This window comes from Ruegeria sp. CJ3, from assembly GCF_056536725.1.
Window position 1 is genome coordinate 62,913 of the sequence record NZ_JBQFQE010000006.1, and the last position, 21,427, is coordinate 84,339.

The 21,427-nt window shown below is 60.8% G+C and carries 19 protein-coding genes and 2 tRNA genes; 10 read left to right on the top strand and 11 right to left on the bottom strand.

Going from position 1 to position 21,427, the window contains the following annotated elements:
- Positions 1-19: 19 nt before the first annotated feature.
- The 3 genes from ACR0J1_RS12285 (at position 20) to ACR0J1_RS12295 (ending at position 1,277) form a co-directional block, all read left to right on the top strand.
- Positions 20-934 carry an MBL fold metallo-hydrolase gene (locus ACR0J1_RS12285; RefSeq protein ID WP_480733106.1) on the top strand — a complete coding sequence of 305 codons (915 nt, stop codon included), beginning with the start codon at positions 20-22 and terminating at the stop codon, positions 932-934.
- 75 nt (positions 935-1,009) lie between these two features.
- Positions 1,010-1,084, top strand: a tRNA-Asn gene (locus ACR0J1_RS12290).
- Between the two features lie 118 nt (positions 1,085-1,202).
- Positions 1,203-1,277, top strand: a tRNA-Asn gene (locus ACR0J1_RS12295).
- Between the two features lie 142 nt (positions 1,278-1,419).
- On the opposite strand, the gene ACR0J1_RS12300 is transcribed toward ACR0J1_RS12295, so the two are convergent.
- The 5 genes from ACR0J1_RS12300 to zwf form a co-directional block, all read right to left on the bottom strand.
- Positions 1,420-1,902: a hypothetical protein gene (locus tag ACR0J1_RS12300; protein WP_480734531.1), complete on the bottom strand. Its 483-nt coding sequence runs from the start codon at positions 1,900-1,902 to the stop codon at positions 1,420-1,422.
- A gap of 134 nt (positions 1,903-2,036) precedes the next feature.
- Positions 2,037-3,656 (bottom strand): long-chain-fatty-acid--CoA ligase, encoded by a 1,620-nt coding sequence (locus ACR0J1_RS12305; RefSeq protein WP_480733108.1) that lies wholly within the window; start codon positions 3,654-3,656, stop codon positions 2,037-2,039.
- A gap of 106 nt (positions 3,657-3,762) precedes the next feature.
- A complete protein-coding gene (gene pgi / locus ACR0J1_RS12310; protein ID WP_480733109.1) occupies positions 3,763-5,373 on the bottom strand; it encodes a glucose-6-phosphate isomerase in 1,611 nt (536 codons plus the stop codon).
- Between the two features lie 5 nt (positions 5,374-5,378).
- Positions 5,379-6,050, bottom strand: a complete 672-nt coding sequence (pgl, locus tag ACR0J1_RS12315) for a 6-phosphogluconolactonase (protein ID WP_480733110.1) — start codon at positions 6,048-6,050, stop codon at positions 5,379-5,381.
- The gene (gene zwf, locus ACR0J1_RS12320; protein ID WP_480733111.1) at positions 6,047-7,495 is read right to left on the bottom strand and encodes a glucose-6-phosphate dehydrogenase; all 1,449 of its coding nucleotides are present in this window, start codon (positions 7,493-7,495) and stop codon (positions 6,047-6,049) included. Before zwf ends, pgl begins: the two co-directional genes overlap by 4 nt.
- Positions 7,496-7,670: 175 nt before the next feature.
- On the opposite strand from zwf, the gene ACR0J1_RS12325 reads away from it, so the two are divergent.
- Positions 7,671-8,624, top strand: a complete 954-nt coding sequence (locus ACR0J1_RS12325) for a radical SAM protein (RefSeq protein WP_480733112.1) — start codon at positions 7,671-7,673, stop codon at positions 8,622-8,624.
- Between the two features lie 2 nt (positions 8,625-8,626).
- Here the strand turns inward: ACR0J1_RS12325 and ACR0J1_RS12330 are convergent, their stop codons facing one another.
- A complete protein-coding gene (locus ACR0J1_RS12330) occupies positions 8,627-8,896 on the bottom strand; it encodes an usg protein (RefSeq protein WP_480733113.1) in 270 nt (89 codons plus the stop codon).
- A 192-nt stretch (positions 8,897-9,088) separates the two neighbouring features.
- On the opposite strand from ACR0J1_RS12330, the gene gyrA reads away from it, so the two are divergent.
- Both gyrA and trhA read left to right on the top strand, forming a co-directional pair.
- Positions 9,089-11,812 (top strand): DNA gyrase subunit A, encoded by a 2,724-nt coding sequence (gene gyrA, locus ACR0J1_RS12335; RefSeq protein WP_480733114.1) that lies wholly within the window; start codon positions 9,089-9,091, stop codon positions 11,810-11,812.
- A gap of 126 nt (positions 11,813-11,938) precedes the next feature.
- Positions 11,939-12,607, top strand: coding sequence for a PAQR family membrane homeostasis protein TrhA (trhA, locus tag ACR0J1_RS12340; protein WP_480733115.1), 669 nt, complete (start codon positions 11,939-11,941; stop codon positions 12,605-12,607).
- 26 nt (positions 12,608-12,633) lie between these two features.
- Here the strand turns inward: trhA and ACR0J1_RS12345 are convergent, their stop codons facing one another.
- From ACR0J1_RS12345 to ACR0J1_RS12355, 3 genes are all read right to left on the bottom strand, one after another.
- Entirely contained in the window at positions 12,634-14,094 is a 1,461-nt protein-coding gene (locus tag ACR0J1_RS12345) for a carboxypeptidase M32 (RefSeq protein WP_480733318.1), read from the bottom strand.
- 5 nt (positions 14,095-14,099) lie between these two features.
- Entirely contained in the window at positions 14,100-15,242 is a 1,143-nt protein-coding gene (gene ctaA, locus ACR0J1_RS12350; RefSeq protein WP_480733116.1) for a heme A synthase, read from the bottom strand.
- Between the two features lie 61 nt (positions 15,243-15,303).
- A complete protein-coding gene (locus ACR0J1_RS12355) occupies positions 15,304-16,047 on the bottom strand; it encodes an RNA methyltransferase (RefSeq protein WP_480733117.1) in 744 nt (247 codons plus the stop codon).
- Positions 16,048-16,208: 161 nt separating this feature from the next.
- On the opposite strand from ACR0J1_RS12355, the gene ACR0J1_RS12360 reads away from it, so the two are divergent.
- The 4 genes from ACR0J1_RS12360 to ACR0J1_RS12375 all read left to right on the top strand — a co-directional run bounded on the left by ACR0J1_RS12360 (position 16,209) and on the right by ACR0J1_RS12375 (position 19,420).
- Positions 16,209-16,826 (top strand): thiamine phosphate synthase, encoded by a 618-nt coding sequence (locus ACR0J1_RS12360; protein WP_480733118.1) that lies wholly within the window; start codon positions 16,209-16,211, stop codon positions 16,824-16,826.
- 45 nt (positions 16,827-16,871) lie between these two features.
- Positions 16,872-17,765: a PfkB family carbohydrate kinase gene (locus ACR0J1_RS12365; protein WP_480733119.1), complete on the top strand. Its 894-nt coding sequence runs from the start codon at positions 16,872-16,874 to the stop codon at positions 17,763-17,765.
- Positions 17,762-18,670 (top strand): pseudouridine-5'-phosphate glycosidase, encoded by a 909-nt coding sequence (locus tag ACR0J1_RS12370; protein WP_480733120.1) that lies wholly within the window; start codon positions 17,762-17,764, stop codon positions 18,668-18,670. Before ACR0J1_RS12365 ends, ACR0J1_RS12370 begins: the two co-directional genes overlap by 4 nt.
- Before the next feature lie 72 nt (positions 18,671-18,742).
- Positions 18,743-19,420, top strand: coding sequence for a DUF502 domain-containing protein (locus tag ACR0J1_RS12375; protein WP_480733121.1), 678 nt, complete (start codon positions 18,743-18,745; stop codon positions 19,418-19,420).
- Here ACR0J1_RS12375 and ACR0J1_RS12380 read toward each other — a convergent pair whose 3' ends face one another.
- Positions 19,421-20,446: a patatin-like phospholipase family protein gene (locus ACR0J1_RS12380; RefSeq protein ID WP_480733122.1), complete on the bottom strand. Its 1,026-nt coding sequence runs from the start codon at positions 20,444-20,446 to the stop codon at positions 19,421-19,423.
- A 63-nt stretch (positions 20,447-20,509) separates the two neighbouring features.
- A complete protein-coding gene (locus ACR0J1_RS12385; protein WP_480733123.1) occupies positions 20,510-21,283 on the bottom strand; it encodes a 3-hydroxybutyrate dehydrogenase in 774 nt (257 codons plus the stop codon).
- Positions 21,284-21,427: the final 144 nt, after the last annotated feature.

The window sequence follows — 21,427 nt, forward strand, 5'->3', positions numbered from 1 at the left end:
CCAAGAGGAAGAGGTGACGATGCAGGTCCCCGACGATTTCAATCCGACGCCCGGAGTGCCATGCGCGCTCGCGCCGTCCCTGCGCCGGCTGCTGGCACCTAATCCGTCCCCGATGACCTATCGCGGGACCAACACCTATCTTCTGGGCCAGACCGATATCGCCGTGATCGACCCCGGCCCGCTGAACGACGCGCATCTCGACGCGATTTTGGCAGCGCTGCAGCCTGGGCAACGCGTCAGCCATATCTTTGTCACACACAGCCACCTTGACCACTCTCCGCTGGCCGCGCCCTTGTCCGCGCGCACAGGTGCCCCGATCCTTGCGTTTGGCGGTCCGCAGGCCGGGCGCAGCGCCGTGATGACCCAACTGGCGCAACGGGGCCTTGCAGGCGGTGGCGAGGGAATCGACACCGACTTCCGCCCGGACATCGAACTTGCAGATGGCGAGACAGTCGCCACTGATGACTGGCAGCTAGAGGTCATCCACACGCCCGGCCATCTGGGCAACCACGTCGCGCTGGCATGGGGCGATGTCTGTTTCACCGCCGATCACGTCATGGGTTGGGCCAGTTCACTTGTCTCACCGCCGGACGGAGACCTCACGGATTTCATGGCCGCCTGCCACCGTCTGCGCGCGCGCGACTGGTCGGTGTTTCACGCCGGCCACGGAGCTCCCATCACCCAGCCCGCCGAACGTCTGGATTGGCTGATCGACCACCGGCTGGGGCGCGAAGCGCAAATCCTCGACACCCTGTCACAAGGCCCTGCCACCGCCCATGAGCTGGCGCAGCGCATCTACACCGACACCCCCAAAGCTCTGCTGCCTGCGGCCGAGCGCAATGTCTTTGCCCATCTGGTCGACCTGACCGGCAAGTCCCGCATCGCGCCGGACGCTACCCTGTCAGCGACCGCCCGTTTTCGACACATCGATTGAGCGCATAAAAATTTTGCCCGCCCACGCGCTTCCCCTCTGGACGGCGAAAATCGGGGTTGTTATACGCCCCTCAGTTCCGGCGTAGCTCAGCGGTAGAGCAGTTGACTGTTAATCAATTGGTCGTAGGTTCGATCCCTACCGCCGGAGCCAAATTCACCACACTTCGGGCCCAAATCGCCCCCTCAATCACGGGCGTGTTTTTTCGTAGAAAAAACTCAATCCCCCCTCTGGACGCCGCAGATTCAGGTTGCTATACGGCGCGGACCGTTCCGGCGTAGCTCAGCGGTAGAGCAGTTGACTGTTAATCAATTGGTCGTAGGTTCGATCCCTACCGCCGGAGCCATTTCACCTAGTGATCCGCAACCCATAGTCCTTCCTTTTTGGCGGCAGGATATTCCTTTAGGCCGGTCGCGGACATGGTTTTCAGCGTGCTTTCTCAGCAAACAGGTACTTGCGACGATGCCTAACAAGCGTGCCCAGACGCTCTATCTTCCACCAGGTGGTATCCAAATCGAACCACATTTCGGGTTATCTAAGCAAGCAATGCCGCTTATTATGTTGTAAGCGATATTCCCTCCGGATTTTTCCTCGGGACGGTCATCAGAGTTTGCCAAATCCGATTCAAGCTCTCGTGCCCTTGCACCAACATCTCGTTCATTTACCCGATCACGATCATCACCCGATCTTCTTTCGCGGGCTTTTCGACCATGACCTCCATGCTGCCAATCCGCGCTCAATTGGAAGGGTTCGTTCGAAAGCGGCTCCGTCCAAGCCGACTGCGCGACAAATTGAAATGTGGCTGCGAGCAAAGCAAGCAATACTCTCTTAGATGTATTCTGCACGGAAATAACCTGAATTTGTGTCCAGTTTTCAATGCTTGATAACCTTGCTGCCGTCACCGTGACAAGCTCAGGTTGATCTGTTTCCAAACAATCGCGGTGTAGAATGGGCAAATCCCCAGTATTCAACTCTTGACCGGTCTCTAACCGAGAGAAACACTATGCTGCCAAAAGGGAAACTCCGGTGCAGTTGTCAGAAATACGTCTCCGATTTCATTTGAAAAATGGCGGCACCAAAGGGAGACCTTTGAGGGATCGGTCACCTAACCCATCAGGACATCGCTGAAATCCGCACGCAAAGTGCGCTTCAGGACCTTGCCCGTCGCGTTCAGCGGCAGCGCATCCAAGAATACAACCTTATCAGGCACCTGCCATTTGGCGATTTTGCCGTCGAAAAAGGCAAGCAAATCCTGCTCGGTTGGCTCCTCACCCTCGGCTTTGACGGCAACCAGCAAAGGCCGTTCATCCCATTTCGGATGCGGCACACCCACAACCGCAGCGGTTGCCAGCTGAGGATGCGCCACGGCGATATTCTCCAGCTCGACCGAGCTGATCCACTCGCCGCCCGATTTGATGATATCCTTCGACCGGTCACGGATCGTCATGTAGCCGTCGGGGTCCAGCGTTGCCACGTCTCCGGTCGCGAACCATCCTTCCCGCAAAAGCGCGTCATCCTGCATGTGGAAATAGCTGTCCAGCACCCAGTGGCCACGCACCATCAGATCGCCTTGCGTCTCTCCGTCATGGGGCAGATCGTTGCCATCATCATCGACAATCTTCAACTCAACCCCAAAGGGCGGGCGGCCCTGATTCTCGCGCAGTTTGTGCTGCGCCTCGATGGGCATCTCAAGATGCTTAGCCATAGGGTAGTTCGTGGTGCCCAGCGGGCTCATCTCGCTCATGCCCCAGGCATGGACAGTATCGACGCCATACGTCTCGCGGAAGGTTTCGATCATCGAAGGCGGACAGGCCGCGCCGCCGATCACCGTGCGATTGAGGCTTTCCAGTTTGGTGCCGCATTTCGCAGCATGGGCCAACAAGCCCTGCCAGATGGTTGGCACGCCCATCGCCAGTGTCACACCGTAGGTGTCGATCAGGTTGACCAGCGCTTCCCCATGCAAATCCGGTCCCGGCATCACCATCCGTGAACCGGACATTGCACTGGCATAGGGCGACCCCCAGGCATTGACATGGAACATCGGCACGACCGGCATCACCACGTCCATCGCGGAATAGCCGATCACATCGCGCGTATTCGACGCAAAACTGTGCAGCAAAGTGGAGCGGTGTGAATAAAGAACCCCCTTCGGATTCCCCGTCGTGCCAGAGGTATAACAAAGGCTCGATGCCGTGTTCTCATCAAAACTCGGCCAGACGAACGCCTGATCGCCGGTCTCAATCAACTCGTCATAAAAGATCAGCCCCGGCACTTGTGCCAATGCCACCTCGTCTCGGGCGCCCATCAGCACGAAATGCTGCACCTCGGTCAGTTGTTCGTGCAGCGCCGCGACCAGAGGCAGAAAGGTCGCATCAAAAAACAACACCCGGTCCTGCGCGTGGTTGATGATATAGGTCAGCTGTTCAGGAAACAGGCGCGGGTTGATCGTGTGGCAGACAAAGCCTGCCCCCGAGACGGCATAGTAAATCTCAAGATGGCGGCGGTTGTTCCACGCCAGCGTGCCGACGCGATCCTGCGGCTCAAGCCCAAGCTTCACCAGCGCCGAGGCCATCCGGCGGGCGTTGCGCGCAATCCCGGCCCAATTGGTCTGGCTCACGGTTCCGTCTGTCTCCACCGAGATGATCTCGGTCTGGCCGTGATAGCGTTCGGCGTGATCAATCAGCGACGAAATCAGCAAAGGCTGCGTCATCATCTGTCCCAGCATGGACATTCCTCCCATCATCAGCGCTGTATCGCACCGCTTTGTCTTGGCATTGACCCTGCCAAGATTTTAATTGTCTGACAATAAAAGAGTGCGACCGGGTGCCGCGTCAACCGCGATGGCGCAGGGCATAGTCGACCAGTGCGGCGGTCGATCCGTCTTTGCCTTCGGTGCCGGCCTCGCCATCCACAATCGGCCCCAGAGACGTCGCCAGTTCCTTGCCCAGCTCCACGCCCCATTGATCGAACGAGTTGATGCCCAGCAGCACGCCTTCGACAAACACGCGATGCTCATACAGCGCGATGATCTGACCCAGAACAAATGGTGTAAGCTGCGGGTAGATCAACGTGGTCGACGGGCGGTTACCTGGGAACACCCGATGCCGCGCCTGACGTTCTAGTTCATCACCGGTCAGACCGTTCTCGGCCATGCGCGACCGGGCCTCGTCCAGCGAACGACCCCGCATCAGAGCTTCGGACTGGGCGAGGCAATTGGCCAGAAGCAACCGGTGATGATGCGTCAGTTCAGGTTCGTGCCCTTCGGCGGCCACCATGAACTCGCAGGGGATCACATCTGTGCCCTGATGGATCAGTTGATAGAAGGCGTGCTGCCCATTAGTGCCCGGTTCGCCCCAGACCACGGGGCCGGATGGCATCGTCAGACCACTTCCATCCATGGCCACTGATTTGCCATTCGATTCCATTTCAAGCTGCTGAAAATATGCCGGAAGGCGCAGCAGACGTTGATCGTAGGGCAGCACCGCTCGGCTGGCATGACCCAGAACCTGACGATGCCAAATGCCGACCAAAGCCAGCATCACCGGCATATTCTCGACCCATTGGGCAGAGCGGAAATGCAAATCCATCGCTTGCCCGCCCCGCAGGAAGGCATCAAACGCATTCGAGCCGACAGCGATCATCACCGGCAGCCCCACCGGCCCCCAGACGGAATAACGTCCGCCCACCCAATCGGCGAACCCAAAGACGCGCGCCTCAGGGATGCCGAAGGCGGCAGTTTTGTCCACGGCGCTTGAGACGGCTGCGAATTGCTGCGTCGGATCTCCGCCACCGTCCTGCATCCACGCGCGGGCGGTACGCGCGTTTGTCATGGTCTCAATGGTGGTGAAGGTTTTCGAGGCCACGATGATCAGCGTACGCGTCGGATCGAGCGGGCGCAGCGTATCAGCAATATGCGCGCCATCCACGTTCGAAACATAGTGCAGCCGCGGTCCGTCGTGATACGGCGACAGCGCATGGGTGGCCATGACCGGCCCCAGATCGGAACCGCCGATGCCGATATTCACTACGTCGGTGAAACTGCCCCCTACCCCTTTGACCGCGCCGCCGCGTACTTCTTCGGCGAAGACCCGCATCCGCTGCAGGGTCGCCAGCACCTCGGGCATTACATCCTGACCTTCAACCTCAACAGGCCCGCCATCGAGGTTACGCAGGGCCGTGTGCAGCACCGCGCGGTCCTCGGTCTCATTGATTTTCTGACCCGTAAACATCGCCTCACGACGCTCTGCCAGCCCAGCCTGATCGCAGAGTTCAATCAGACCCGACCGGATATCCTCGGCAATCTGCGTTTTCGAATAGTCAAACAGCAGATCACCTGTCGACGCCGAAAAGCTCTGTGCGCGCGTGGGATCGTCTTGGAACAGATCCTCGATCCGCCGATCCCGGGTCATTGCGGCAAAGGTTCTGAGGCTATCTAACTGCACCGCGTCTACTCCGCCCAATGCACTGTCATATCACGCAGCACCGCCGCGATCGGCGCCTCGTCCGCTGGCAGGGTCACAGCCCGTTGCAGCGCATCGCGCTTGGCGTCGCCATAGATGATCAGGTGCTTTGACAATGCCCCGTCCAGAATCGGCGCCGTCAGCGTGATCCGAGGCTCGGGCTGCACGTCGGTGCGCGCCACGGCCAGCGTGGGCGCACGGCTGTCGAGCGCTGCTGCCAACCCCTGCATCCCCGGAAACAGCGAGGCGGTGTGCATGTCCTCACCCATCCCAAGCACCAGAACCGAAAGCGGCAGAACGGGGTTAATCAGGCTTTCGATCTCGGGCAGTATCTCTTCGGGCGCGCGACCCTCAACGTAGAGAGGGACATATTGCGCCACCGATGCGCGATTGGTCAGCAAACGCTCGCGGATCAGACGCTCGTTCGACCGCTCGCTATCGCCCGGAACACAGCGTTCGTCGGTGGGCAGGATACGCACCCGGTCCCAATCCAGATCGGCGGCACACAGGCCGTCGAAAATCGGCCCGGGCGTTGTCCCTCCGGGCACCGCAAGCGTCACCGTGTCGTGGTGCAGCAACGCGGATTCGAGATCTCCGGCCAGATTGTTGGCGACATCAATCGCCAGCATATCCCGGTCGGCATATTCTTTGATATTCATGGGTTTATCCCCTGCCAGCGGCGACCATCCCGTTTCATCAGCAACTCGGCGTCGCCCGGGCCGGTGCTGCCGCTTTCATAAGGTTTGGGCACATCGCCACGCGCTTCCCACCCGGCGATGATCGGATCGGTCCAGGCCCAGGCGGCCTCGACCTCGTCACCGCGCATGAACAGGGTCTGGTTGCCGCGGATGACATCCATGACCAACCGTTCATATGCATCGGGTGGGGTCTGGCTTTCAGGCCCCAGAGCTTCAGCAAAGCTCATGTCCAGCGGAACGTCAATCAGGCGCATCCCGCCCTGCCCCGGTTCCTTGATCGTCACCTTCAGCGTGATGCCTTCGTTCGGCTGTAGCCGGATCGACAGAGCGTTGGCATGACGCCCGGCCTCTTCGCCAAAGATGGAATGCGGCGCGTCCTTGAACATCACGTTGATGACTGACGAGCGCGCCACCAGTTCCTTGCCCGTGCGCAGATAGAACGGAGTGCCGGCCCATCGCCAATTGCTGATATGGGCGCGCAGCGCCACATAGCTTTCAGTCGTCGAGCGCGGGTTGCCCACCACCTCACGATAACCTCTGGCCCCGCCCGAGAACTGACCGCGCACGATATGGTGCGGCTCAACCGGATCCAGCGCCCGGATCACCTTCAGCTTTTCATCGCGCACCGCATCGGGGTCGAACTTCGCGGGCGGTTCCATGGCGATCAGGCACAAAAGCTGCATCAGATGGTTCTGCATCATGTCGCGCATCGCCCCTGCGCGCTCATAATACTCCTCGCGCCCGTCGATACCGACGGTTTCGGCCACGGTGATCTGGATATGATCTACGTACTGGCTGTTCCAAAGCGGTTCGAACAGCATGTTGCCGAAGCGCACCGCCATCAGATTCTGCACCGTCTCTTTGCCCAGATAATGGTCGATCCGGTAAATCTGGCTTTCGTCAAAATGCGCCGCCAGCGTCGCGTTCAACGCACGGGCGCTGTCCAGATCGTGACCAAAGGGCTTTTCGACCACGATCCGGGTCTGATCCGTGGCCATGTCATGTGCCTTGATCTGCTCGGCCAGCGGCCCAAACAGACGTGGCCCGACCGAGAAATAGAACGCGCGCACACAGCCGACCTGCAGTTTTCCAGCCAACTCGGCCCATCCCTCATCAGACAGCGCATCCAGCGGGACATAGTCGATGCGTTCAAGGAAACCGTTCAGCGCACCGGCGTCTGCAACCTGTCCCGTCACATGCCGCTGCAGAGATTCGCGCACCAGCGCTCGAAACGCATCTCGGCCCAGCTGACGGCGCGCTACTCCGATGATCCGCGCGTCCTGCGGCCACTGACCGGCGCAATAGCGGCGAAACAGCGCCGGAACGATCTTGCGCTGCGCCAGATCGCCGGTTGCGCCGAAAATGACCAGATCAAATGGGTCGACAGGTATGACACGAGAAACCATGGGTTTTCCTTACCTTACCACTTTCGCCCTGTCCAATGTTAGCGCCACCATATTGTGAGAATCTGGCAAGAAATATCCGTCATCAAAACTCTGTCAGCGACAGGCTACCGCACTTAACGAAACCCGCGCAAAAGGTTAAGTCAGATCGACGAGCCAATGACAACCGGATGCCGGAATGAAAGACAACGCCCCTCAGGTCGCCAATATCGGCAAGTTTCAGGACAGTTTGGTGACAGCCGACGGTCAGGCACGCGCCTCGGTCGCGCTGACCAACCCCGAGACGTTGTGGTTCAACACCGGAACACTGTGCAACATCGAATGCGTGAACTGTTATATCGCCAGCAGCCCGACAAACGACGCGCTGGTCTATATAACCGCCGATGAAGTGCGCGACTATCTGAACCAGATCGAAGCCCGCAACTGGTCCATTCGCGAGATCGGCTTTACCGGCGGTGAGCCGTTCATGAACCCCGCGATGATCGACATGACCCGCGCCGCGTTAGAGCGCGGCTACGAGGTCCTGATCCTGACCAACGCTATGGCCCCGATGATGCGTCCAAAAATGCGCGAGGGGTTGCTGGACCTGCAGCGCACGCATGGTGACAAGCTGACCCTGCGCATCTCCGTCGATCATTATCGGTCGGAGTTGCATGACGAGGAACGCGGAAAGGGCAGTTTTGCCAAAACGGTGACCGGCATGGAATGGCTACGTGACAACGGCTTTCGCATGGCGATCGCGGGTCGCACGGTCTGGGGTGACACGGATGCCGAAAGCCGCGCGGGCTATGCCGCGTTCTTTGCCGAGCACCGCTTCGATATCGACGCGCAAAACCCCGGTCAGACCGTGTTGTTCCCTGAAATGGACGAGACTATCGAAGTCCCCGAGATCACAACCGCCTGCTGGGGCATTCTGAACAAATCCCCTGACGCGGTCATGTGCGCCAATTCTCGCATGGTGGTGAAACGCAAGGGCGCCAAACGGCCCGCAGTTCTGGCCTGCACCCTGTTGCCCTACGCGCCCGAATTCGAACTAGGCACAACGCTGGCCGAGGCCGAAGCTGACGTGCATCTGAATCACCCCCATTGCGCCAAATTCTGCGTCTTAGGCGGGGCGAGCTGTTCGGCCTAGGCCTAGTTCACCCGGAACTCGCCCACCATGTTGCGCCACTCGCCGGGGGCGATCATTTTGCGGTGGGTAAATTTCACCGAATGCAGCGGACCTTCGATCTCGCGCTGCCAGAAGTCGATGAATTTGAACAGTTTCGGATGATCAGGGGCAAGGTCGTATTCCTGCCAGATAAACGTGTTAAGAACATGAATATAGTCGGGCATGTGATAGAAGAATTCGGCTGTCGTCAGCCCGTACCCCTTAAGCATTAACTCTGTTTCACTTTGCGCCATGCAGACCTCCAATTTCTTGCAAGGTCTCTTCAGCATAACATGCCAGGCACCTAATTCTTTAATAACAATATATTACCCCGCTGTTACCGAGGTTTTTTGCGTCAAACGCTCAGGTTGCTTGCACCTTATATGCCGGGTCTGATAGAGTGCATCCACAAGATATAGACCCAGAACAAGGCACGGGCAGTTTACGTGAGCGATACGCCAGAAATCCCCGAAAACATGGATGAAACCCCGCCCGAGCGCCCCGTTTACGACGGCCCGACGGTCTCCATCGAATCCGAAATGCGCACGTCCTATCTGGACTATGCGATGTCGGTCATCGTGTCCCGCGCGATCCCCGATTTGCGCGACGGGCTCAAGCCTGTGCATCGGCGCATCCTGTACGCCATGCACGAAACCGGGAACACGCACGACAAGTCCTACCGCAAATCGGCCCGGCCGGTTGGCGACGTGATGGGTAAATACCACCCACACGGGGACTCAGCTATCTATGACGCGCTGGTGCGGATGGCGCAGGATTTCTCGATGTCGCTGCCGCTGCTGGACGGTCAGGGCAACTTTGGCTCGATGGACGGCGATAACCCGGCGGCGATGCGCTATACCGAAGTGCGGATGGATAAGCCGGCCGCATCTCTGCTGGCCGATATCGAAAAAGAGACGGTTGATTTTCAGGACAACTATGACGGCAAGGACAAAGAGCCGACCGTCCTGCCCGCGCGGTTCCCGAACATGCTGGTTAATGGTGCCGGCGGTATCGCCGTCGGTATGGCGACGAACATCCCACCGCATAACCTCGGCGAAGTGGTCGACGCCACGCTGGCGTTGATCGACGACCCCGATCTGACGTCCGAGCAGCTGATCGAATACGTTCCCGGCCCCGATTTTCCGACCGGCGGCGTGATGCTGGGCCGGTCCGGTGCACGCAAGGCTTATCTAGAGGGTCGTGGCAGCGTCATCATTCGCGCCAAGACGCGCGTCGAAGAAATCCGCCGCGACCGTTACGCCATCGTCGTCGATGAGATCCCCTATCAGGTGAACAAGGCCTCGATGATCGAAAAGATCGCCGAAGCCGTGCGTGAAAAACGCATCGAAGGTGTCAGCCATGTGCAGGACGAGTCCGACCGCAACGGCGTGCGGGTCGTGGTCGAACTGAAACGAGATGCAACGCCCGAAGTGGTGCTGAACCAACTCTATCGCTTCTCGCCCATGCAGACTTCTTTTGGCTGTAACATGCTGGCCCTGAACGGCGGTCGACCCGAGCAACTGACCTTGCGCCGGTTCCTGACCTCGTTCATCGATTTCCGCGAAGACGTGGTCGCCCGCCGCACGGCCTATGACCTGCGCAAGGCGCGCGAGCGTAGCCACATCCTGTGTGGTCTGGCCGTGGCCGTGTCGAATGTGGACGAAGTGGTCGCAACGATCCGTTCATCCGCCGACGCCGCCGAGGCGCGCGAAAAGCTGATGACCCGCCGCTGGCCCGCGGCCGAGATCGAAGGCTATTTGCGCCTGATCGACGATCCTCTGTCCAAGATGAACGACGACGGCACCTATAACCTGACCGAGGTTCAGGCCCGCGCTATTCTGGAACTGCGCCTGCAACGCCTGACGCAACTGGGTGTCAAAGAGGTCACGGACGAGCTGGAGCAACTGGCTGCCAAGATCAAGGAATACCTCGACATTCTGTCCTCGCGTGAGCGCATCATGTCGATCATCGGCAATGAGTTGCGCGATGTCCGCGAACAGTTCGCCGTTCCGCGTCGCACCGAGATCGTCGACTGGTCCGGCGACATGGAAGACGAAGACCTGATCGAGCGCGAGGATATGGTCGTGACCGTCACCTCGGGCGGCTATATCAAGCGCACGCCGTTGGCCGATTTCCGGGCGCAGAAGCGTGGCGGCAAAGGCCTGTCGGGCATGCAAACCAAGGAAGAAGATGTTGTCACCAACCTCTTCGTCGCCAACACCCACACCCAACTGCTGTTCTTCACGACCGAAGGCATGGTCTACAAGCTCAAGACGTGGCGTTTGCCGCAGTCCAGCCGCACTGGCAAGGGCAAGGCCATCGTCAATATTCTGCCGATTCCAACCGGGGTGTCCATCGCCGCAATCATGCCTGTCGATGTACCGGATGAAGAGTGGGAGAACCTGCAGATCGTCTTTGCCACCAGCGCGGGCGATGTGCGGCGTAACCGCCTGTCGGACTTCACCAATGTCCGCCGCAACGGCAAGATCGCGATGAAACTGCCCGAGGATGTGGAACTGGTAAACGCCCGCATCTGTTCAGAAGACGAAGATGTAATGCTGGTCACCAATTCGGGCCGCGCCATCCGCTTTCGCACCACCGATGTGCGCGTGTTCAACTCGCGCGAATCCACCGGTGTTCGCGGCATCAAGCTGACCAATGGCGACCGTGTGGTCTCGATGTCTGTGATCCGTCATTTCGAGGCGGGACCCGAGGAACGCGCCGCTTATCTCAAGATGCGCCGTGCTGTGGCCGGTATTGCCGATGACGGCGAGACGGATGAGGATGAAGGCACCCCCGGCACCATCACGCAGGAACGCTATGCCGAGATGTCGGCCGCCGAAAACCTGATCCTGACCATCACGTCGGGCGGCGCGGGCAAGCTGAGTTCAAGCCACGACTATCCGGTCCGAGGGCGCGGCGGCATGGGCGTCGCTGCGATGGACAAGGCGATGCGGGGCGGCGAACTGGTGGCTTCGTTCCCGGTCGAGATCGACGATCAGATCATGCTCGCCACTTCAAAAGGCCAGTCGATCCGGGTGCCCGTCGATGGGATTTCCTTCCGATCGCGCAGCGCCGGTGGCGTGAAGGTGTTCAACACCGGCAAAGGCGAAGAAGTCGTCAGCGTTGCGTGGATCGCCGATCAGGGTGAGGAAGACGCCGAGGAATAACAAAGCACTACAAAAGTGTAACAAAACGCCCGTTACGCGGGCGTTTTGCCGTTTTGGGTCACGTTCCCGGCACAGGCTCGGATCTCGGGCTTGTCCGAACCCAATCCCACATCTAGCTTTTTTGTGATGCGATCATTTGCCCATATCAGACCCGCCTACAGCCGCGCTGAACGGATCAGCGACGGCGTGGTGCATGTTCTGGGCGTGTCGTCTGCCCTGATCGCGGCCCCGGTGCTGCTTGTCATGACGATCTATTGCCGAAGCGACCCGGCAGCCGTTCTGGGGGCGTCGATCTATGGGATAACGCTGGTTTCGATGCTGACCTTCTCGGCCTTGTACAACATGATCGAACACGATGACTGGGGAGAGGTGCTGCGCCGCCTTGACCATTCGGGCATTTATGTAAAGATCGCAGGCACCTATACGCCATTCCTGCTGCTGGCAGGGGCTCAGCCGCCGGGACTGCTTGTCGGCCTCTGGTCGTCGGCAACGCTTGGGACCGCTTTGAAGATGTTCGACCCGAACAGGTTTCGCTGGTTTGGGTTGGCGCTGTATCTGCTGATGGGCTGGGCCGCAGTTTGGTTCGGCCACTCTATGCTGGCGGATTTGTCGCCGACGGTCATTGCCCTGATGTTTGCGGGCGGGGTGGTGTATACCGTCGGTGTTGTATTCTACCTGCTGGACTGGCTACCGTACCATAACACGATCTGGCACGTGTTCGTCCTGACCGGAACCGGCCTGTTCTTTGCCGCCGTAGCCTTGCGCATCCATATGGTGCCGCCGGGCCCCGTCTAAAGCCTGGGGGCCTGGCGTCAAAGCCCCTACAAATCTCCGAACTTGCTTTCCAGATAAGCCAACAGGGGCTCTGGCCCCGGCTCGATCCCGCTGGCGCGCTCGATGATCTCACGCGGGGCGTATAGCCCTCCGAACTGCTGCACCGTCTCACGCAGCCAGCCGGTTGCGCCCGCGGTATCGCCCTTTGCAAGTTGCTCATCCAGATCCGGTACCGCAGAGCGCAGCGCCTGATACAGGCACCCGGCATAGACATTGCCCAGCGAATAGGTTGGGAAATAGCCAAACAGGCCCACCGACCAATGCACATCCTGCAGGCATCCATTCGAAGGCTTGTCGACCGCATAGCCGAAATCGGCCTTGAACCGGTCATTCCACGCCGCCTCCAGATCGTTTACCTTCAGGTCCCCGGCCATCAATGCGCGCTCCAGGTCAAAGCGCAGCATGATGTGGAGGTTATACTGCACCTCATCCGCCTCGGTGCGGATATAGCCGTTATGAACGTTGTTGACCGTGGCGTAAAAGGCATCCGCATCGGCAATCCCAAAGTCGCCAAACGCCTCGGTCATCTGGCCGTAGAGCCATCCCGTAAAGGCCCGTGACCGGCCCAGCTGGTTTTCGTAGATACGGCTTTGGCTTTCGTGCACACCCATCGATACCCCGCTGCCCAGCGGGGTTAGCACGTAGGCCGGATCAATGCCCTGTTCATAGGCGGCATGGCCGACCTCGTGAATGGTCGAGTAGAAGCAGTTGAACGGGTCTGTCTCGCTGGTCCGGGTGGTGATGCGCACGTCGAGGCCGCTGCCAGAACTGAACGGGTGAACGGCCTTGTCCACGCGCCCGTGGCGCAGGTCATACCCGAACGTCTCGGCCAGCTTCTGCGACAGGCGCATTTGGGTCAGTTCGTCGAATGTACCAGACAGGGCTTGCGGCGCGGGCCGATCCAGAACTGCCGCGCGTAAGGCGACCAGACGCGGGCGCATCTGGTCAAAAATCGCCGCAATCTGAGCGCCGGTCGTGTAGGGCTCATAATCCTCGACCATCGCGTCGTAGATGTCGCCGCCCTGCGCCAGCGCCGCGCCCTCTTCGCGTTTCAGGGCAACGACCTCATCCAGAACGGGCAGAAAGGCGGCCACGTCCTCATCCGCGCGGGCCTGCGCCCATTTGCCCTGCGCCGACGAGGTCACTCGCGCAATGGCCTTGGCCAGATCGGCGGGCACCTTGATCGTGCGTTCGTAGGACCGGCGAATCTCACGCAACTGCGCCGCGTCGGCGGCGGTTACCGGCTCGGCCTTGTCCAGCCACTCGGCCACGCGCGGGTCGGATCGGCGCGCATGTAGCACGGCCTCGATCGCGGCCATCTCCTCGGCCCGCTGCGGAGCGGCCCCGCGGGGCATCATCGTCTCTTGATCCCAGCCCAACCGCCCGGCGATCTGGCCAAGCGCCGAGGTTTCACGTTGAAAGGCCATCAGGTCGTCAAAAGCTGTCATCCGGGTCATGCTCCGCGCACAGAGGTTGCTATGGGGTAAGCCGTCAGGAACCGGGCGCGTAGGATCAGCGTCCAGACCACAACGGCCAGGAATTGGTGGAAGATGGCAATCGGCCACGGCGCGGCATAGATCACCGTCATGATGCCCACGACCACTTGCAGCGACAGGGCGGCAAAGGCGGCGTTGAAGGCAAACCGCGTCTGAGGGTGCGCGCTGCCGCTGCCACGTCGCCAGACGACAATGCCAAAGGCCAGTAGCAGATAGCCTGCGCAGCGGTGGATGAATTGCACCAGACCGGGGCTCTCGAAGAAGTTGCGCCACATCGGCTCTAACATCGTGGCGTCGGGCGGCAGCAACTGCCCGCCGATCAGCGGCCAGTCGGTATAGGACCGTCCGGCGTCAATTCCGGCGACCAGCGCGCCAATGAGTATTTGTAAAAATGCGAAATGCATCAGGCCAGTCGACAGCGAGAACAGTTTGGCCTCTTTCGCGCGGCGGGCCTGCATCAGATCGCGCTCTTCGCGGCCCAGCATGAAGATGTACCATGCAAGATAGCCAAGGATCACAAAGGCCAGCCCAAGATGCACCGCCAGGCGATAGCTGGCCACGGCGATCATCCCCTCGCCCTGCGTTACGCCCGAGGCGACCATCCACCAGCCAACGGCCCCCTGTACACCGCCCAGCACGCCGGGGATCAACAAGCGACCGGTCCAACCCGCAGGGATCTGACGCGCGGCAAGAAAGCCGAAGAACCCGACCGCCCAGACAAGGCCAATCACGCGGCCAAGCTGCCGGTGCCCCCATTCCCACCAATAGATCGTTTTGAAATCGTCCAGTTCCATCCACTGATTCTGGATGCGCCACTGGTCTATCTGCTTGTATTTGTCGAACTCGGCCTGCCAGTCGGCCTCGGACATCGGCGGCAGCGCGCCGGTGATCGGCCGCCATTCGGTGATCGACAGCCCACTGTCAGTCAGCCGGGTCAACCCGCCCACGGCGATCATGACCACAACCAGCGCGAACAGCACCATCAGCCATATCCGAATTGCCCCGCGCGCGCCCTTGCGCCCCCGATCGATCATGCCGGGCTGCGCGGTCTGCTTTTCGGTGTCCGAGACCTCTTCGAAGATGCTGCGCTTGCCGCTCATGCTGTCCTCATGCCTTTGAATTTCGTCGAAAGCTAGGGCCACCGGAGGCCAAGGTCCAGCCTCAGCCTTTGTCCTTCCAGCGGACCATCTGCCGCATGACCCCGTGCAACATCTGCACATCGGCCCGTGTCATCCGCATCCGCGACCACAGATTGCGCAGGTTGGTCTTCATACCCTCGGCCTTTTCTGGCGGGTAGAAGAACCCGGCTTCCTCCAACCGGTCTTCGTAATGTTCGACGAGTTTCTCGACCTCGATCCCCGTGGCCCAGTCGCCCTTGCCCAGATCGGTCGCCTCATGCACCACATCCCCGACCTGCCGCATCCATTCATAGGCCGTCAGCAACACACATTGCCCAAGGTTCAGCGAGGCATATTCAGGGTTCACCGGCACCGAGATGATAGCATTGGCCTTGGCGATATCCTCATTCTCAAGCCCCGCGCGTTCAGGGCCGAACAGCACTGCCACCTTCTCACCCGCCGCGACCTTTTCGGCAGCGATCTGCATGGCGCGTTCGGGGCTGTAGACCGGTTTGGTCAGACCGCGCTGCCGGGCTGTGGTCGCAAAGACAAAGGTGCTGTCGGCCAACGCCCCCGCCAGATCATCGAACAGCTGCGCCTCGTCCAGCAGCCGCCCCGCGCCACTCGACATTGCAACCGCCTTGGGGTTGGGCCACCCGTCCCGAGGGGCCACAATCCGCATCCGGTCCAGCCCGAAATTCCACATCGCCCGTGCAGCGGCCCCGATGTTCTCGCCCATCTGCGGGCGCACAAGCACAAAAGACGGCTGGGATGTATCGCTGGGCATGGCTGTCTCCGAAAACGCTTGCCCGCTCTAATCCGCTTGCCGTGTCAGAGCAACCCGATCCCTTCTTCTGTTCCCAAATACTTCCGCCGGAAGCATAAAAGTTTGCTTCCCCCGCCCAATCCGCTAAACCGCGCCCAAGACGAAAACCCGAAGGACGCGCCATGAATACCCCCGAGCAGCCACAGATTTACCTGATCACCCCGCCGACCGTCGCGCTCAGCACCTTCCCGGATCAACTGGCCCGCGTTCTGGACGGGGCCGAGATCGCCTGTATCCGCCTTGCGCTGGCGGGCGACGACGAGGACACCATCGCCCGCGCCGCCGATGCCTGCCGCGAGGTGGCCCATGCGCGCGATGTGGCACTGGTGATCTCGAACCACGTTCTGCTGGCGCAGCGGCTAGGGCTCGACGGGGTGCATCTGGATGATGCGGCGCGCTCGGTCCGGGCGGCGCGCAAGGAACTGGGCGCGGACGCCATCGTCGGCAGCTTTTGCGGGGCCTCCAGCCATGACGGCATGACCGCGGGTGAGGCAGGCGTGGATTACGTGGCATTCGGCCCGGTCGGCACGTCAGCGCTGGGCGACGGCACACAGGCCGAAAAGGACCTGTTTCAATGGTGGTCCGAGATGATCGAGGTTCCCGTCGTGGCCGAAGGCGGGCTGACCCCCGACCTGATCCGCGACCTTGCCCCCTGCACTGATTTTTTCGGCATCGGCGCCGAAATCTGGTCGCAAGACGATCCTTTGGCCGCGCTGAAAACCCTGACCGACGCGATCTGAGCCTTCGCCCTTGCGCCCGCGCCGGGGCTGCGGCATGACACGCGCATGACTCAGAACAGTGAAATCCTGTGTATCGGCTCGGTCCTGTGGGACATCATCGGGCGGTCGGCCAGCGCCATGCGACAAGGCTCGGACGTTCCCGGCCGCATCACCCGCCTGCCCGGCGGCGTGGCCATGAACATCGCAATGACGCTGATCCGGTTCGGCATGACACCCACCCTGCTCACCGCCATCGGCAGCGATGCGGACGGAGACGAACTGATCCAGTCCTGCGCCCGGCTGGGCATGGTCACGGACCATATCTATCGCTCGCAAGACCTGCCCACCGACCGCTACATGGCTGTCGAAGGCGCAAACGGCCTGATCGCGGCCATCGCCGACGCGCATTCGCTGGAAGCGGCGGGGGCCAAGATTCTCAACCCGCTGGTGCATGGCCCGCTGGGCAGCGACACCGCTCCGTTTCAGGGTCTCATCGCGCTGGACGGCAACCTGACCCTGAACCTGCTTGAAGAAATCGCCCAAAGCCCTGCCTTTGCCCGCGCCGACCTGCGCGTGGCCCCGGCCTCGCCCGGCAAGGCCGAACGGCTGCTGCCCTTCCTCAAACACGCCCGCGCGACGCTTTATGTGAACCTCGAAGAGGCCGGCATCCTGTGCCAGTGCGAGTTCGCGGATTCCAAATCCGCCGCGAAAGGCCTGCTGGACCGCGGCGCCCTGCGGGCACTTGTTACGGATGGCGGTAACTCGGCCACCATCGGCAGCGCCGAGGGCATTTTGACCCAGACACCTCCGTCCGTTCTGGTCACGCGTGTGACCGGCGCGGGCGACACTTTCATGGCGGCGCATATCGCGTCCGAGGCCGCCGGTGCCGACACCGAACAGGCCCTGACCCGCGCCCTGCACGCCGCTGCAACCTACGTTTCCGGAGAAACTCCCCTGTGATCGACATCCACTATTCCGCCGAGGTCCGCGCCGCCAAAGACGCGGGCCAGCCCATCGTGGCGCTGGAAAGCACCATCATCACCCATGGTATGCCCTACCCTCAGAACATCGAGGTCGCCGCACAAGTCGAACAGGACATCCGCGACGCGGGCGCGACCCCCGCAACCATCGCCGTGATCGAGGGCAAGCTGCATGTTGGGTTAGAACCGCAGCAACTGGCCGATCTGGGTCAGGCGCAGGGCGTCGCCAAGCTCTCACGCGCGGATATGGCGGCCTGTATCGCGACGGGCGGAACCGGGGCAACCACCGTGGCCGCCACGATGATCGCGGCCCATTGCGCCGGGATCGAAGTCTTCGCCACCGGAGGCATCGGCGGTGTGCATCAGGGTGCCGAGACCTCGTTCGACATCTCCGCTGACCTGCACGAGCTGGCGCAAACGCCGGTCACGGTGGTTGCTGCGGGGGCCAAAGCAATCCTCGACCTCGCCAAAACGCTCGAGGTTCTGGAAACACTGGGCGTCCCCGTCATCGCCCATGGACAGGATGAGTTCCCCGCCTTCTGGTCCGCCAAGTCGCCCTATGACGCGCCGCTGCGCATGGACAGCGCCGATCAGATCGCCCGCGCCCATGCCACCCGCCGCGCGCTGGATCTGCCCGGAGGGCAACTGGTCGCCAACCCGATCCCTGCCTCCGACGAAATTCCGGCTGCCGAGATGGCCCCCATCATCGCCGCCGCACAGGCCGATGCCGAGGCACACCGGATCACCGGCAAGGGCGTGACACCTTATCTGCTGCAGCGCATCTTTGAACAGACCAAAGGCCGGTCGCTGACGGCCAACGTCGCGCTGGTGCGCAACAATGCCCGGCTGGCCGCCGGGATCGCACAGGCGTTGACAACCGTTTGACGCCGCCCTGTCAGCCTATTGTAACGGCACGAAAAACTGCCTAACTACACGGGCAAGCCACTCGGAACAGCGATGAACACACCCTTTGACGAAGAGCCAAACCGCCGCCCGGGCCTGTTCTCGGGCCTGCGGGCGTCGTTTCTGACCGGGATCGTCGTCATTGCGCCGGTATGGCTGACGATCTGGCTTATCTGGTCGGTCGTCGGCTGGATCGACAGCGCCGTCCTGCCGCTCATCCCGCAGCAATTCCAGCCTTCGGAATATGTGGGCATCAACCTGCGCGGCGTGGGTGTCGTCATCTTCCTGATCTTCACCATCATCGTCGGCTGGATCGCCAAGGGCATCCTCGGCCGCTCGCTGATCCACTTCGCCGAAAGCGTGGTCGACCGGATGCCGGTCGTGCGGTCGGTCTATTCCGGGATCAAGCAGATATCGGAAACGGTTTTCGCCCAGACCGAGCGATCCTTTGAAAAGGCCTGCCTGATCCAATACCCGCGCCGGGGCATCTGGGCCATCGGCTTCGTCTCGACCACTGCCAAGGGCGAGGTCAGCCAGCGCGCTGAAACCGGGGGCGAACTGCTGGGCGTCTTTGTTCCCACCACGCCGAACCCCACATCGGGCTTTCTGCTGTTCTTCCCGGCCGAAGATGTCATCCTGCTGGACATGACGATCGAAGAGGCTGCCAAGCTGGTGATTTCCGCCGGGCTGGTCTATCCGAATGAAAAAGACCCAACCCAGCCGCCCGAGTAATCACCCGAACATCGCCGGCAGATCGACCGTGCTGCGCGCGCCCAGATCGGATTTGTGATCGCGCAGGAACTGATGCGCAGCCGCCTGCCCGGCCTGCTTCAACCGGTTCAGCACCACAGGGTTCGGCACGGTCTTGGTCACAGCCGACAGGTCGTTCATCAGCGCATCATCGGCGATCATATGTACCAGAACCCGGCTCATCTCGCCCGCCTTCAGCTTGCCTTCGGCCAGCAAACGCTGCACGAAACTGATCGCCCGCAGCTCGCGGAACAGCGATGAGTTAAAGCTGATCTCATTGATCCGGTTCTGAATTTGCTGCGGGGTTTTGGGTACTTCGTCCCGCTCTAGTGGATTGATGTTCACGATCACCACATCATCGGGCAAACCCCCGTTGAACAACGGATACAGCGCCGGGTTCCCGGTATAACCGCCATCCCAATAAGCCTCGGTCCGGCCTGATTTGGGATCATATATCTCAACCGCCTGAAACAGGTTCGGCAAACAGGCCGAAGCCAGAATCGCATCCGTGGAAATCTCGCCCCCAGTGAAAACCCGTATCTTACCGCTACGCACGCAGGTCGCACCGACAAACAGCGCAGGTCCTTCCTCGGCACAAATCTCATCAAAATCGAACCGATCCACCACCGAGGCCAACGGGTTTCGATAAAACGGCCCATACGCATAGGGCGACACCAGCCGCGACCACGCATCGGCCATAGCGACCGGCAAAGAATACTCCAGCGCCCGCGCAATATGGCCGGGCTCAATTCCACGCATCCAATCAGCGATCCGCGTATCCTCCACCGATCCCATGCGCCGCCACAGCCCGTCCAGACATTCACGCGCACCAGCGCGCCCATCCCGCACCATCCCCGACTTGAACGCCGCGCCATTCAACGCCCCGGCCGAAGTCCCGGTGATCGCCGCGACCTCGATATCCTCTTCATCCAGCAGCCGATCCAGCACGCCCCAGGTAAACGCCCCATGCGTCCCGCCACCCTGCAACGCCAGATTGATCCTCTTCACGGCCCACACCTTCTTCTGTTCAAAAATACTTCGGGGGTATGGGGGCAGAGCCCCCATGAAACCTTACAACGCCGTCCAGCCCCCATCGACCGAAATGGTCGTCCCGGTAATCTGCGCCGCCGCGTCCGAGCACAAAAACACCGTCGTCCCGCCCAACTGTTCAACCGTGGCGAACTCCTTCGACGGTTGCCGTTCCAGCAGGACGTTCTTCACGACCTCTTCACGGCTCATGTTGTATTCCTTCATCGTATTCGGGATCTGCGCATCCACCAGCGGCGTCAGGACATAACCCGGACAGATCGCATTGCAGGTGATCGGCTCTTGCGCGGTCTCAAGCGCGACGCTTTTGGTCATGCCCACCACACCATGCTTCGCCGCGATATAGGCGGCCTTGAAGGGTGAGGCCGTCAGACCGTGGGCCGAGGCGATATTCACGATCCGCCCCCACCCTGCCTGCCGCATCATCGGTAGCGCCGCCGCCATGGTATGAAAGGCCGAGTTCATGTTGATCGCAATGATCGCATCCCATTTATCGGCCGGAAACTGATCGATGGGTGACACATGCTGGATGCCGGCGTTGTTCACCAGAATATCACAAGCCCCCGCCTGTTCGATGAGCGTGCGGCATTCATCGCCCTTGGACATATCCGCCTTGATGTAGCGCGCGTTTGTCCCGGTCTCTTGCCCGATCTGGGCGGCCAGCGCGTGATCCTCGTCCCGGTCAGTGAACGAGTTCAACACCACATCCGCCCCGGCCTTTGCCAGCTCGCGCGCGATGCCCAGCCCGATCCCTGAATTCGATCCCGTAATGATGGCCGTTTTGCCCGCCAGACTCATGACCGCTCTCCCTCTGATATGCGTCCCGCCAGCACAGTGACATGCTGCACCTGCAAAGAAAACGGGGAATGAGCAATGGCCTGCTACCCGGACAAAATGCGCACAAAAAAAACGCCCGCACGAAGCGGGCGTTAAGTTATTGAG

Bases quoted from the DNA above. Each gene is read 5' to 3' on its own strand.
- ACR0J1_RS12285 (WP_480733106.1), top strand. From the start codon at position 20: ATGCAGGTCCCCGACGATTTCAATCCGACGCCCGGAGTGCCATGCGCG.
- ACR0J1_RS12305 (WP_480733108.1), bottom strand. From the start codon at position 3,656: ATGCTGGGACAGATGATGACGCAGCCTTTGCTGATTTCGTCGCTGATT.
- pgl (WP_480733110.1), bottom strand. From the start codon at position 6,050: ATGAATATCAAAGAATATGCCGACCGGGATATGCTGGCGATTGATGTC.
- zwf (WP_480733111.1), bottom strand. From the start codon at position 7,495: ATGGTTTCTCGTGTCATACCTGTCGACCCATTTGATCTGGTCATTTTC.
- ACR0J1_RS12325 (WP_480733112.1), top strand. From the start codon at position 7,671: ATGAAAGACAACGCCCCTCAGGTCGCCAATATCGGCAAGTTTCAGGAC.
- ACR0J1_RS12330 (WP_480733113.1), bottom strand. From the start codon at position 8,896: ATGGCGCAAAGTGAAACAGAGTTAATGCTTAAGGGGTACGGGCTGACG.
- trhA (WP_480733115.1), top strand. From the start codon at position 11,939: ATGCGATCATTTGCCCATATCAGACCCGCCTACAGCCGCGCTGAACGG.
- ACR0J1_RS12345 (WP_480733318.1), bottom strand. From the start codon at position 14,094: ATGACAGCTTTTGACGACCTGATGGCCTTTCAACGTGAAACCTCGGCG.
- ctaA (WP_480733116.1), bottom strand. From the start codon at position 15,242: ATGAGCGGCAAGCGCAGCATCTTCGAAGAGGTCTCGGACACCGAAAAG.
- ACR0J1_RS12355 (WP_480733117.1), bottom strand. From the start codon at position 16,047: ATGCCCAGCGATACATCCCAGCCGTCTTTTGTGCTTGTGCGCCCGCAG.
- ACR0J1_RS12360 (WP_480733118.1), top strand. From the start codon at position 16,209: ATGAATACCCCCGAGCAGCCACAGATTTACCTGATCACCCCGCCGACC.
- ACR0J1_RS12365 (WP_480733119.1), top strand. From the start codon at position 16,872: ATGACTCAGAACAGTGAAATCCTGTGTATCGGCTCGGTCCTGTGGGAC.
- ACR0J1_RS12375 (WP_480733121.1), top strand. From the start codon at position 18,743: ATGAACACACCCTTTGACGAAGAGCCAAACCGCCGCCCGGGCCTGTTC.
- ACR0J1_RS12385 (WP_480733123.1), bottom strand. From the start codon at position 21,283: ATGAGTCTGGCGGGCAAAACGGCCATCATTACGGGATCGAATTCAGGG.